Raw genomic sequence first — 12,872 nt, 5'->3', positions numbered from 1 at the left:
ATGAGCGAGCTGTTACTAATTGATGATGACCAGGAGCTGTGCGAGCTCTTGTGCAGTTGGCTGAGCCAGGAAGGCTTCCAGGTCCGTGCCTGCCACGATGGCCAGAGCGCCCGTCGCGCACTGGCTGAAACTTCACCGGCGGCCGTGGTGCTGGATGTGATGCTGCCGGACGGCAGCGGTCTGGAGCTGCTCAAGCAATTGCGCAGCGATCACCCGGACTTGCCAGTGCTGATGCTCTCGGCCCGTGGCGAGCCGCTGGATCGCATCCTCGGCCTGGAGCTCGGCGCCGATGATTACCTGGCCAAACCCTGCGACCCGAGGGAACTGACAGCCCGTCTGCGCGCCGTGTTGCGTCGCAGCCACCCGGCGGCGGTGTCCAGCCAGCTGGAGTTGGGCGACCTGTGTTTCAGCCCGGTGCGTGGCGTGGTCAGCATCGACGAACAGGAATTCATCCTCACCGTTTCCGAAAGCCGCTTGCTCGAAGCCTTGCTCAAGCAACCCGGCGAGCCCCTGGACAAGCAAGAACTGGCGCAGATCGCCCTCGGCCGCAAGCTGACCCTGTACGACCGCAGCCTCGACATGCACGTCAGCAACCTGCGCAAAAAGATTGGCCCACACCCCGATGGTCGCCCGCGCATCGTTGCCCTTCGCAGCCGTGGCTATTACTACAGCCTGTAAATCCCCCAATGGCTTTCTGACGGTACTCGGTCCCTGTAGGAGCTGCCGCAGGCTGCGATCTTTTGATCTTGATTTTCGGCGGTGCTGGAATCGCTGAAGATCAAAAGATCGCAGCCTGCGGCAGCTCCTACAGGGACGGTATAGATTCGCGCAAGGGTCAAGTCGGCGAGCAGCGGAATTGTCAGGAAGGTCGAAAATCGTCTTTACCCAAGCTTTACGCTCCGCTGACGGCCGCTGACCTTGATCTCCGTAATCTGCACTCATCCGGAACGTACCGGGAACGAGACAAGGAGATTCACCATGCGCAAGACTCTTATCGCTCTGATGTTCGCTGCCGCCCTGCCGACCGTTGCCATGGCGATGCCTGATGGCGCCGGCCCGATGGGTGGTCCGATGGACGGCCCGCGCCACGGCGGTCAGATGCACGAGCACGGTAAAGGTGGCCCGTACAGCCAACTGGACCTGAGCCGCGAACAGCGCGAGCAGATCCGCAAAATCATGGGCGAGCAGATGCATGATCGCCGGCAACTGGTCGACAAGTACCTGGAGAAACTGTCCCCGGCTGACCAGAAAGCCATGAAAGACGAAATGACCGCCAAACATCAGAAAGCCGAAGCCGATGTGCGCGCCGTGCTGAAACCGGATCAACAGAAGAAATTCGACGAGATACAGAAAAAACAGGCCGAGCGCCGCGCCGAATGGGCCGAGTTCAAGGCCTGGAAAGCGCAACAACCGCAAAAAGCGCAATAATGCGCTGACCCTGGACCCAACGGCTAAACCCCGTTGGGTCTGATGCCACTCAGTTCTAATGTGGGAGCGGGCTTGCTCGCGAAGGCGGTGTGTCAGTTAAAGCATTCATTGACTGACACACCGCCTTCGCGAGCAAGCCCGCTCCCACAAGGGATTTGCGATAGATTGAGGATTATCTGTGCGCTCATTGTTCTGGCGTATTCTGGCCAGCTTCTGGCTGGCCATCGCTCTGGTTGCGGGGCTCTCCATTCTGCTCGGGCACATGCTCAACCAGGACGCATGGATTCTCAGTCGCCATCCCGGGCTCAACACCCTGGCCGAAGAATGGACCCAAACCTACGAAGCCCAGGGGGAGGAAGCCGCGCAAGACATTCTGGAACAGCGCAAACGCCAGTATCACATCGACGTCCAGGTACTCAACGAGAGCGGCGACCCGGTGGTACGCGGCACCTTTCCGCGCCGCGCGGCCGCCTTCGAGGCACGCCAGAACAACGACGATCGCCGCCTGCCATGGCGTCGTCTGACCGCTGAGTACACCAGCGAAAAAACTGGCGACACCTACCTGCTGATTTATCGCATCCCGCACCCGGAGCTGGACGCCTGGCACCGGGAAAGCCTGCTCTGGCCACTGAGTGCGCTGGGGATCGCGCTGGTGGTACTGACCCTGTTCAGCTTGTTCGTGACCCTTTCCATCACACGTCCGCTCAACCGTTTGCGCGGTGCGGTGCATGATCTGGGGCAAACCACCTATCAGCAGAACAGCCTGGTCAAACTGGCGAATCGCCGTGATGAGTTCGGTGTACTGGCCAACGACTTCAATCGAATGGGTGCGCGACTGCAAAGCCTGATTGGCAGCCAACGCCAATTGCTGCGGGATGTGTCCCACGAACTGCGCTCGCCCCTCGCGCGGCTGCGTATTGCGCTGGCGTTGGCCGAACGGGCCAATCCTGAGGAACGGGAAAAACTCTGGCCGCGCCTGACCCGTGAATGCGATCGACTGGAAGCGTTGATCAGCGAAATCCTGGTGTTGGCACGCGTCGACGCCGACAACGCCAGCGCGGAGGACGTTGATCTGAACGCGCTGCTCAACACGCTGCAAAAAGATGCCCAGCTAGGCTCGCCAGAGCAGAACGTTCGCCTCGATGCCGAACCGCAACTGACCCTCAAAGGCTGGCCGACGATGATCGAACGCGCCGTGGACAATCTGCTGCGCAACGCTCAGCGCTTCAACCCGATCGGGCAATCGATTGAAATGCAGGCGGTGCGTCAGGGTGAGCGGGTCGTGGTGAGTGTGCGTGACCATGGGCCGGGTGTAGACGCCGCGCATTTGAATCAGCTGGGCGAACCGTTTTATCGGGCACCTGGACAAACGGCGGCCGGGCATGGCCTGGGATTGGCCATCGCACGGCGTGCGGCGGAGCGGCATGGCGGAAGTCTGGTGCTGGCCAATCATCCGCAGGGTGGATTTATTGCGAGTCTGGAATTGCCGCTGGTCCCCGGAGTCGTGGTCCAACTCTAATCCCCTGTGGGAGCGGGCTTGCTCGCGAAAGCGGTGTGTCAGAAAGCAATGAAGTCGTCTGACACACAGCTTTCGCGAGCAAGCCCGCTCCCACATTTGATCGTAGGCGTCAGGCCTTACCGGGCCAGGCGCTGACGAATTCGGCGAGGTCCACTTTTTCCGCCACGCGCGGCTCCTTCTGTGGAGTACCGAGATAGAGGAACGCAATCACTTCTTCGTCGTCAGCCAGGCCCAGACCCTTGGCCACGTGCGCCGAATACGCCAACTCACCGGTGCGCCACACCGCGCCAATGCCTTGCGCATACGCCGCCAGCAAAATCCCGTGAGCCGCACACCCGGCCGCCAGCAATTGCTCGGACTTCGGATACTTGACGTGTTCCTGCAACCGCGCAATCACCACGACCACCAACGGCGCACGCAGCGGACCATTGCGCGCCTTGTCCAATGCGGCCTCGGAGACCTCGCTATCCTGCGACTTTGCCGCTTCGGCCAGCAGCTCACCCATTTGCTCACGCGCCGCGCCTTCGACTGTCAAAAAGCGCCAAGGCTGCAGGTGGCCGTGGTCCGGCGCACGCATCGCGGCGGCAAACAGCACCTCGCGTTGTTCTGCGGTCGGTGCGGGTTCCAGCAATCGCGGGACGGAAACACGGTTGAGCAAAGCGTCGAGAGCCTGCATCGGCCACCTCCTGAAAAAATTGTCCGGCTATTCTAGCGGTATCTACCACCGGCATGCCGGTTTACATGCCCTGCCACGCAGGTAGAATGGCGCCCTTCCCCACTACAGCCCGAGCGGACCTCATGGCGTTGCCGACCTTACGGATCATTGGTTTCATCATCGGCATCTTCCTGATCACCCTGGCCATAGCCATGGTCGTGCCCATGGCTACATTGGTGATTTTCGATCGCACCAGTGACCTGCCGTCATTCCTCTGGGCCAGCATGATCACCTTTGTCGCCGGGTTGGCCCTGGTCATCCCGGGACGTCCCGAACACATTCACCTGCGCCCGCGAGACATGTACCTGCTGACGGTCAGCAGCTGGCTGGTGGTGTGCATATTCGCCGCGCTGCCGTTCCTGCTGACCCAGCGCATCAGCTACACCGACTCGTTCTTCGAAAGCATGTCCGGCATCACCGCCACCGGTTCGACCGTTCTCAGCGGCCTGGACACCATGTCGCCCGGCATCCTGATGTGGCGCTCTTTGCTGCACTGGATCGGGGGCATCGGCTTTATCGGCATGGCGGTCGCGATTCTGCCACTGCTGCGAATCGGTGGCATGCGGCTGTTTCAGACCGAGTCGTCGGACCGTTCCGAAAAGGTCATGCCCCGCTCGCACATGGTGGCGCGCTTGATCGTCGCGGCCTACGTCGGCATCACCATTCTCGGCAGCCTGGCGCTGTGGTGGGCGGGCATGAGCCCGTTCGACGCGATCAACCATGCGATGTCGGCAATTTCCACCGGCGGTTTCTCCACGTCTGACCAATCCCTGGCGAAATGGACGCAGCCGGCGGTGCACTGGGTGGCGATCGTCATCATGATTCTCGGCAGCCTGCCCTTCACCCTGTACGTGGCGACCTTGCGCGGCAACCGTCGAGCATTGATCAAGGACCAGCAAGTTCAAGGCTTGCTCGGCATGTTGCTGGTGACCTGGCTGGTGCTCGGCACCTGGTACTGGTGGACCACCAAGCTGCACTGGCTGGACGCGTTGCGGCACGTGGCGCTGAACGTGACATCGGTGGTAACGACGACCGGGTTCGCATTGGGGGACTACAGCCTGTGGGGCAATTTCTCGCTGATGCTGTTCTTTTATCTGGGCTTCGTGGGTGGCTGCTCGGGCTCGACGGCCGGCGGGATCAAGATTTTCCGCTTCCAGGTCGCCTACATCCTCCTCAAGGCCAACCTTAACCAGTTGATCCACCCCCGCGCGGTGATCAAGCAGAAGTACAACGGTCACCGCCTCGACGAAGAGATCGTGCGTTCGATCCTGACGTTTTCGTTCTTCTTTGCCATCACCATTTGCGTGATCGCGCTGTTGCTGTCGCTGCTCGGCGTGGACTGGATGACGGCGCTGACGGGCGCGGCCAGTACCGTGTCCGGCGTCGGCCCGGGCCTGGGCGAGACCATTGGCCCGGCGGGCAACTTTGCCACCCTGCCGGATGCCGCCAAGTGGATTCTGTCGTTCGGCATGCTGCTGGGCCGACTGGAAATCATTACGGTGTTTGTGCTGTGTATTCCGGCGTTTTGGCGTCACTAACAGGCGCGGGCGCGGCCATCAGCCGTATCCGGTACTCGCCGGGAGTGGTGTCGAACCAGCGCCGGAAGGCTCGGAAAAAGTTGCTGGGGTCGGCGAACCCCAGCAAGTAGGCAATTTCCAGCAACGTCATGGTCGGTTGCGCCAGGTATTGCTCAGCCAGTTCCCGGCGGGTGTCGTCCAGCAGCGTCTGAAAACTCGTGCCCTCCTCCTGCAAGCGTCGCTGCAACGTGCGCTGCGAAAGGTGCAGCGTCTGCGCCACGGTGTCGCGCTTGGGCTCGCCCTGCGGCAACAAACGGCACAGCACCTGCCGCGCCTTGTGGGTCACTCGACTTTCGGAAAACCGTGCCAGGTATTCGCCGGCGAACCGGTCGTGCAACAGCGCCATCGCCTCGTTGGCGGTGGGCAGCGGCGCCTCCATGTCCGCCCGTTCGAAAATCAATGCATCGTAAGGCGCGTTGAATTCCAACGGCGCATGGAAGGCTTGTTTATAGGGCTCGAGATTGACGGGCTGATCGCCCTGCACCAGCACCTTGCGCGGTTGCAGCGTGCGACCGGTCAACCAGCCGCACAGCGCCAGTGCACAGGCCAGTGACGCTTCGGCACTTTGTCGGGTCGGTGGCAGGTGATCGCCATGCACCGTCAGAATCAGCGCGTAGCCCTCGTCCAGCAGTCGAAAACTCAGGTCAGCGCTTTCGGCAATGATCCGCTGGTAACGCACCAGCCGCTTGAAACCTTCGGCCAGGGTCTGGCTGGACATCAAGGCATAGCCGGTTACATGGAACTGCGCAGGTCGCACCACCTTGCCCATGTTCAGGCCGATCGCCGGGTTGCCGGACAGCTCGACCGCGCGCTGCCAGAGTCGCGTCATGGAATCTTGCGGGAAACGCGCATCCGGATCATCCAGTGATGCGTAGTCGAGCCCTAGCTGCTTGAACAGAACCCGGCAATCCAGGCCGTCCATCTCCAGTGCTTTGACAATCCCCATCGCCCAGCTTGCAGAAGTCGTTCGTTCGGTCATGGCCTTACTTACTGTTCAGTGAGCCGTCTACCGCGGCTAATTTGCGAAGGATACTAAAGTGGCGCCTATTGTCACTGGCTGATGCCATTGATCACTCTAGACTCAAATAAGCTACCCGCAGAACAACTTGCAGTCATAACAATAACCACAGAGATCGCAGTCGTGGAAAACATCAAGCGTTTCAATAGCTTCGCTGAGTTCTACCCGTATTACCTCAGTGAACACAGCAACAGCACCTGCCGACGAATGCACTTCATCGGCACGACGCTGGTTATTTTTATTCTGGCCCTGACGGTCGGCAAGGGCGCGTGGCTGTTTTTGTGGGCCCTGCCGCTGGCCGGTTACAGCTTTGCCTGGATCGGTCATTTCTTCTTCGAAAAGAATCGTCCTGCGACTTTTCAGCATCCGCTTTACAGCCTGCTGGGCGATTTCGTCATGTACCGCGACATGATCCTGGGTCGAGTGCCGTTCTAGGCGCAATCAGTCACGCGAGGAAAGCCGATGAATGCCAACGCCCGTTTCACCCATATGAAGGATGGCACGCAGGAAGACTGGGCGATCATCGCCGCAGATTTCAGTGCCTATGCCCGACAATTGCCAGCACGGATTGCGGCGCACCTGAAATTGCTTGAGGGTGATTTTGGCGGCTTCCCGGTGGATCGCCTGACCCACTCCCTGCAAACTGCCAGCCGCGCCTGGCGCGATGGCCGCGACGAGGAATATGTGGTCTGTGCGCTGCTTCACGACATCGGCGACACCCTCGGTTCCTACAACCACCCGGACATTGCGGCGGCGATTCTCAAGCCGTTCGTCAGCGCAGAAAACCTGTGGATGGTCGAGAAACACGGGATTTTCCAGGGGTATTACTTCTTCCATCATCTGGGCATGGACCGGCATTTGCGCGAGCAATTCAGCGGGCATCCGCAGTATCAGGCGACGATTGAGTTTTGCGCCAAATACGACGCGGCGGCGTTTGATCCGGCGTATGACACACTGGCGTTGAGCTTTTTTGAGCCGATGATGGAGAGATTGTTTGCGCAGCCGAAACATTCGATTTACAAGGCGGCGATGGAGGAATATTCGCCCGCTTAAGATCAAAGGATCGCAGCCTGCGGCAGCTCCTACAGGGGGCTGCGATCTTTTGATTTTTATGCCGGTTCTGCGACTTTAACGGCTTTTAACTCCGCCTCCCGCGCCTGGGCATCCGCCAACCGATACAACTCGATCGAGCCATCCCAATGTTCGATCAGCGCCGTACACGACTCCACCCAATCCCCGCAATTGAGATAATCCACCCCGCCCACCTTGCGAATCTCGGCATGGTGAATGTGCCCGCACACCACGCCATGCAATTCGCGCTTGACGCATTCATGGGCGATGGCTTCTTCGAAGTCGCTGATGAAGCTGACCGCCGTCTTCACCTTATGCTTGAGGTACGCCGACAGCGACCAGTACCCATAGCCATAACGGGCGCGCCAGTGGTTGAGCCAGCGGTTGAGGGTCAGGGTGAACTCATAGGCCGAGTCGCCGAGAAACGCCAGCCAGCGGTGATAGCGGGTGATCACGTCGAACTGATCGCCGTGGATCACCAACAGGTGGCGGCCATCGGCAGTCACGTGTACGGCCTCGTCCACCAATTGGATATTGCCCAGAATCAGCTTCGAATAGCGGCGTAGAAATTCGTCATGATTGCCGGTGACGTAGATCACCTCTGTGCCGCGTTTGCTCATGGTCAACAGGCGACGAATCACATTGGTGTGCGCCTGCGGCCAATACATGCCGCCGCGCAGTTTCCAGCCGTCGATGATGTCGCCAACCAGGTAAATCTTGTCGGCGTGATACCCCTTGAGAAACTTCGACAGGTGTTCGGCCTGACAATCGCGCGTGCCCAAATGCACATCGGAAATCCACAAGGTGCGCACACGTTGCTTACGGCTGGGTTTGGCGAGCTCGGCGCTGGTCATGGGCAACCCTCTGCTATTTTTTGCGAGCTTGCACTGAAGCCGTTAACAGTCAGTGACACAAACAAGTCAGTGCCATGACAGTGAACCGGCAAGTCGCCGGTGTAGACTGGCGACCTGCCAAGGAGACCTGCGATGAGACCGTTCCTCACGCTTCGCCAATACAGCCGAGACCTGATCGTCCACAGCCACGACCACGCACAATTGGTGTTCGGGCTCTCGGGCGCGCTGGATTTCGAGGTTGGCGGCCATGGCAGTCAGGTGGTCCAGCAAAGTTTCGTGGTGGTGCCTTCCGGTTTTCATCACGCCTGCGGCAGCGCCAATGGCAGCCGTTGCCTGGTACTCGATGTGCCGAGCGATCAATGGGTTGCCCAGTCTCTGGGAGAACACGCCGATGCCAGCCGTCGCTTGCTCGACAACGCCGGGCGCCTGCCGCTGGATGCCGGGCAAAGCCAATTGGTCAGCTGGCTGGCGGGAAGTCAGGTCAGCGACCCATTGATCGCGCAACAAGGCGCGGTGCTGTTGCTGGCCAGTCTCAACAACGCCAAACCCGAACGTATTGGTGGTCGGCGGCTGCCTTATGCCGCGTTGAATTCGCACATCGACCAGTACGCGGCCTCTCCGCTGCAAGTGGCGGACCTGGCCCGCGTGGCCGGCCTGTCCAGCGCTCGATTGCACGCACGGTTCGTTGCCGAATGTGGGCAGACGCCCATGGATTACATCCGCAGTCGACGCCTGCACCGGGCCGTGGAGTTGTTGCGGGATTCGGCGTTACCCATCGGGGAGATCGCCAGCCGGGTCGGATACAGCTCTCAAAGTGCTTTCGCTGCGGCGGTGTTGCGGGAGTTCGGTGCCTCGCCCGGAAAACTGCGCCGCGAGGCTGGCGACAAAAGTCGATAGTTTGCCGACAGACATACCTGGCTTCGCACGATTCAATGTAGGAGCTGCCGAAGGCTGCGATCTTTTGATCTTGATCTTGGAAAGGCAAGATCAACAGATCGCAGCCTGCGGCAGCTCCTACAGGAGACGATGTTGTTTCCGGCCACGCTTATCAAGGATTGCAATGACTCCCCGTACCGCCCTTGGCGCCCTGCATATCGGCGCACTGATGTTCGGCCTGACTGGCGTATTCGGCAAACTCGCCGCTGCGTCACCCGCTGTGATCGTTTTCGGTCGTGCTGCGTTTGCTGTGCTTGCGTTGGCATTCTTCGCGCGATTTGCCAGCACTACGCGCTGGCAGAAACTCGAAGCCGTGGATTGGCGCCGACTGTTGCTCAGCGGCCTGCTGCTGGCCGGGCACTGGGTGAGCTTTTTCATCGCGGTGAAAGTGGCAGGCGTGGCGATTGCGACCTTGGGGTTTGCCAGTTTCCCCGCGTTTACCGTGATCCTCGAAGGACTGATTTTCCGCGAACGAATTCGCGCCAACGAAATCCTGCTGGTGGTGCTGGTGAGTATCGGGCTGGTGCTGGTCACCCCTGACTTTGATCTGGCCAGCGGTGCCACCATCGGGCTGCTATGGGCAGTGGCATCCGGTTTGCTGTTCGCCTTGCTGTCACTGACTAACCGTGCCAGCTCCGGGCGAATTCCACCGGTACAGGCCGCGCTGTGTCAGAACGTAGTCGTCGCGGTGTGCTTGCTGCCCGTGGCGGCACCTCAGTTGAGTGAAGTGCGCGCCCTGGACTGGCTGTGGATTGGTCTGCTCGGGGTGTTCTGCACCGGCGTCGCTCATAGTCTGTTCGTCGCCAGCCTGGCGGTGATAAAGGCGCGGACCGCCGCCGTGGTGTTCGCGCTTGAGCCGGTGTATGGCATCACCGTGGCCTGGCTGTTGTTCAATGAAAACCCAACCTTGCGCATGCTGATCGGCGGTGCGTTGATCATCGTGGCGATCGTGGTTTCCAGCAGGCTGTCGGGCGGTTCAAGCAAGAAAGCCGTGGCCGCAGAAGCCGCGTCTCACTGAGTGCGGTCGTTGTGCCCAAGGTCGCGGTCCGGGTCGATCTGATCCCGGACCCGCTGCTTGAGCACCTTGGCTTCGGGAAAACCACCGTCGGCCTTGCGCTCCCAAATCTGCACATCGTCACAGAAAATGTGAAAGACCCCACCCGTGCCGGGCACCAGGGAGACTTTGCCCAAATCGTCGTCGAAGGTACTGAGCAATTCCTGGGCCAGCCAGGCGGCACGCAACAGCCACTGGCATTGCGTGCAATAAGTGATGACAATTTCCGGTTTGCATGCAGTCATGATCGGCGAAGTTCCTGAAACAGAGGGCGCCGCTATGATAGCCCGGCCAGCAGATTCCGGGCCGTCTGCTTGAGCGATTCGTTATCTTCCTTGAGTAATTCGTTGAGCAGTTCGATGGCGCTGTCCAGATCACCATCATCGATGCAGTTCTGGGCTTGCTCCAACTTCTCGGCGCTGCGCGGCTCAGCGGGTTCCAGGTGCAATGGTTCAAGTTCCAGCGACGGGTCGGGATCGCTGAACGCGTTGAGAAAGCCGTCGTCCAGGGATTGCGAGTCAGACTCATCACCCCATTCAAGCTCGGGCTCGCCGAGCGTGGCGTCGTCGGGCATTTCGAAGACATCGGGCAAGACGTGCAGGTTCGAGGTAAACGCTGACTCAAGCGGTGCCGGCCCATTCGCTAGCTTGGCAGCGGATGGCGAGTTTTCGAAGGGGCTGATCAGGTCCCAACTGGAATCCATCGACAGATCATCCAGGTTCAACTGGAAGTCATCGTGGGGCGTCACCTCGTTGGTCACCGTGCTGGTCGGGGTGATGGTCACTCCTGTGACCAACGGTGCCGCTCCGTTGAGTTTCGGATAACGCGCACGGATTTCCTGAAGCTGCTGGTCGTCGAACCCGGCATCGCGCAGGCTGGATTCCTGCGTTGCATAGGCCGGCCCGTCACCTTGTTGCCCGAGGACTTCCAACAGCTGCACGGCCAGATCGGTTCGCTGCGGTTCCTTGACCAGCGCCTCGCGCAGCAAACCGGCCGCCTCGGAAAAACGCCCGTAGGCGAGATAGATACCAACGCCTTCAAGCACATCACCGGCGGGCGTCGATACTCCCGGTTCAGGTGCCGGCCGCACTACAGGAGATTGCGTAACCGGTTGCGCAGTGCGACTGAGGACCGGTTCAGGTCGCGGCGGTAGCTCGGGGGATTGTTCGGGAAGCGCTTGAACCTGCTGCCGTTGCCGACGAACAAACCACCCCAGCAACAACAAAATCACCAGCGCCAGCACTCCGAAAATCAGCGACCAGTGGCTCGTTTCGGCTTCTTCGACAACAGGGGCGGGGGCGGGGGCGGGGGCGGGAGCAACCGCCACTGGCGCTACTACCGGTGCCGGCGCTTGCTTGATCTCTGCCAGTTGCGTCTGCAGTTCGCTCACCTGTTTTTTCTCGCCGGCGATCTGCTCGTCCTGACTCTGAACCTTCGCCTTCAGCTCTTCGATGGTTGCCTGTAGTTGCTGGTTTGCCAGCACGCTCGCGGCCAATTGCTCGGCGACAGGATCGACGACCGGGGCGGCGGCAGGTTGATCGACCCGTGGAACGGGCGGCTTTTTGCCCTTCGAAGCTGGCGCCGGGGCGGCGGCCGGTTCGACGCTGGGGAATGCAGAAGACTGGGAATGAGCAACCGGCTCGTCAATGACAGGTACGATCCCCGGCGCACCCGGCGGATCAATCAGCACGGTGTACTCACGCAGCAAACGCCCATTGGATTGATTGAGCTGCACCACGAAATCCAGGAACGGTTCATTGACCGGTTTGCTGGAACTCACGCGGATCAAGCTGCGGTTGCCCCGCAGGATCGGTGTGAACTTCAGATCATTCAGGAAGAACACCCGATCAACGCCGGCGCGGCTGAATTCCTCGGCCGTTGCCAGGCTGACCGACAGGTCGCCCTCCTCCAGGCCCGCGGCGTCCACCAGGGCGATGTCCGCGCGTAACGGCTGGTTCAGCGCTGAATGAAGGGTGATCTCACCCAAGCCCAGCGCAGGCGCCAATGCCGAGTAAGTGACTGCGCCACCGACCAGAAGCAGCCTGGCGCAACCCTGCAAAACCGATTGCCAACTCTCGAGCATGAGCATCCCTTAGATAACCAGAACCGACCTGTGCGTGTTCGCACATCCGGTACGAACACGATATTGCCTAGTAGTTCTTTATAGTCTGCCCAACGGGGTATCTCAAAAGCCTGGCGTGCGGTTATGCCTCAAGATTTTTCCAGATTGGCCAGGATGTGCCCGTGAACCCGCATGCAGGTCTTCAAATCTTCCTCATCGACGCCTTCGAACAACTCATGCCGCAGTTTGTTGGCAATGGTTTCAATTCGTTCGATCAGGGGAAGTGCCGGCGCGCAGAGGACGATTTTTTTCGCCCGGCGGTCTTCCAGCACCGATTGGCGCTGCACCAGGCCTTGGGTTTCAAGACTGTCGAGCAGTCGAGCCAGGGTCGGCCCTTCAACACCGACGCTCTGCGCCAGTTCACGTTGAGTCGGCGCTTCATCGAAACGCGCCAGGTGCAACAGCACCAGCCAGCGCGCCTGGGATAGCCCGAGGCCGGCCAGCCGGCGGTCCAGTTCGGCACGCCAGCCACGCGACATATGGGCCAGTTGCATGCCAAAGCGGTGTTGATCGGTTAACGGCATAAAACACTCATGATCAGACTGAAATAGAGAAAAACTAATTATTAGTCAGCTAAG

Annotated in this window: 14 protein-coding genes; 8 read left to right on the top strand and 6 right to left on the bottom strand. The window is 60.1% G+C overall.

The features are described from left to right. The 3 genes from ACA052_RS07385 (at position 1) to ACA052_RS07375 (ending at position 2,947) form a co-directional block, all read left to right on the top strand. Positions 1–678 carry a response regulator transcription factor gene (locus tag ACA052_RS07385; RefSeq protein ID WP_497649067.1) on the top strand — a complete coding sequence of 226 codons (678 nt, stop codon included), beginning with the start codon at positions 1–3 and terminating at the stop codon, positions 676–678. Between the two features lie 300 nt (positions 679–978). After that, the gene (locus ACA052_RS07380; RefSeq protein WP_497649066.1) at positions 979–1,428 is read left to right on the top strand and encodes a Spy/CpxP family protein refolding chaperone; all 450 of its coding nucleotides are present in this window, start codon (positions 979–981) and stop codon (positions 1,426–1,428) included. Positions 1,429–1,606: 178 nt separating this feature from the next. Continuing rightward, on the top strand, positions 1,607–2,947 hold the full coding sequence (locus ACA052_RS07375; protein ID WP_497649065.1) for a sensor histidine kinase: 1,341 nt from the start codon (positions 1,607–1,609) through the stop codon (positions 2,945–2,947). A gap of 109 nt (positions 2,948–3,056) precedes the next feature. Here ACA052_RS07375 and ACA052_RS07370 read toward each other — a convergent pair whose 3' ends face one another. Continuing rightward, a complete protein-coding gene (locus tag ACA052_RS07370) occupies positions 3,057–3,623 on the bottom strand; it encodes an NAD(P)H nitroreductase (RefSeq protein WP_497649064.1) in 567 nt (188 codons plus the stop codon). A 122-nt stretch (positions 3,624–3,745) separates the two neighbouring features. On the opposite strand from ACA052_RS07370, the gene ACA052_RS07365 reads away from it, so the two are divergent. Continuing rightward, positions 3,746–5,200, top strand: a complete 1,455-nt coding sequence (locus ACA052_RS07365) for a TrkH family potassium uptake protein (RefSeq protein ID WP_497649063.1) — start codon at positions 3,746–3,748, stop codon at positions 5,198–5,200. Here the strand turns inward: ACA052_RS07365 and ACA052_RS07360 are convergent. Next, positions 5,157–6,218: an AraC family transcriptional regulator gene (locus ACA052_RS07360; RefSeq protein ID WP_497649062.1), complete on the bottom strand. Its 1,062-nt coding sequence runs from the start codon at positions 6,216–6,218 to the stop codon at positions 5,157–5,159. The two genes, ACA052_RS07365 and ACA052_RS07360, sit on opposite strands and share 44 nt — an antisense overlap. A gap of 162 nt (positions 6,219–6,380) precedes the next feature. On the opposite strand from ACA052_RS07360, the gene ACA052_RS07355 reads away from it, so the two are divergent. Together ACA052_RS07355 and ACA052_RS07350 are read left to right on the top strand one after the other, a co-directional pair. Then, the gene (locus tag ACA052_RS07355) at positions 6,381–6,692 is read left to right on the top strand and encodes an Mpo1-like protein (RefSeq protein WP_497649061.1); all 312 of its coding nucleotides are present in this window, start codon (positions 6,381–6,383) and stop codon (positions 6,690–6,692) included. A 27-nt stretch (positions 6,693–6,719) separates the two neighbouring features. Beyond that, the gene (locus tag ACA052_RS07350) at positions 6,720–7,310 is read left to right on the top strand and encodes an HD domain-containing protein (RefSeq protein ID WP_497649060.1); all 591 of its coding nucleotides are present in this window, start codon (positions 6,720–6,722) and stop codon (positions 7,308–7,310) included. Positions 7,311–7,366: 56 nt separating this feature from the next. Here ACA052_RS07350 and ACA052_RS07345 read toward each other — a convergent pair whose 3' ends face one another. Next, a complete protein-coding gene (locus tag ACA052_RS07345) occupies positions 7,367–8,182 on the bottom strand; it encodes a UDP-2,3-diacylglucosamine diphosphatase (RefSeq protein WP_497649059.1) in 816 nt (271 codons plus the stop codon). Positions 8,183–8,314: 132 nt separating this feature from the next. Here ACA052_RS07345 and ACA052_RS07340 point away from each other — a divergent pair, with 132 nt between their 5' ends. Both ACA052_RS07340 and ACA052_RS07335 read left to right on the top strand, forming a co-directional pair. After that, on the top strand, positions 8,315–9,079 hold the full coding sequence (locus ACA052_RS07340) for a helix-turn-helix transcriptional regulator (protein WP_497649058.1): 765 nt from the start codon (positions 8,315–8,317) through the stop codon (positions 9,077–9,079). 163 nt (positions 9,080–9,242) lie between these two features. Then, complete coding sequence (locus ACA052_RS07335; protein WP_497649057.1) at positions 9,243–10,136, top strand: DMT family transporter; 894 nt, start codon at positions 9,243–9,245, stop codon at positions 10,134–10,136. On the opposite strand, the gene ACA052_RS07330 is transcribed toward ACA052_RS07335, so the two are convergent. The 3 genes from ACA052_RS07330 to ACA052_RS07320 form a co-directional block, all read right to left on the bottom strand. After that, entirely contained in the window at positions 10,130–10,417 is a 288-nt protein-coding gene (locus tag ACA052_RS07330; RefSeq protein WP_497649056.1) for an Rdx family protein, read from the bottom strand. The genes ACA052_RS07335 and ACA052_RS07330 overlap by 7 nt on opposite strands. Before the next feature lie 32 nt (positions 10,418–10,449). Then, positions 10,450–12,255, bottom strand: coding sequence for a motility hub landmark protein FimV (locus tag ACA052_RS07325; RefSeq protein WP_497649055.1), 1,806 nt, complete (start codon positions 12,253–12,255; stop codon positions 10,450–10,452). A gap of 128 nt (positions 12,256–12,383) precedes the next feature. Further along, entirely contained in the window at positions 12,384–12,818 is a 435-nt protein-coding gene (locus ACA052_RS07320; RefSeq protein ID WP_497649054.1) for a MarR family transcriptional regulator, read from the bottom strand. Between the last annotated feature and the right edge of the window lie 54 nt (positions 12,819–12,872).

It is taken from the genome of Pseudomonas sp. LBUM1644 (assembly GCF_059716195.1).
The sequence above is the reverse complement of the archived record's forward strand: the minus strand, read 5'-3'. Positions and strand labels throughout refer to the sequence as shown.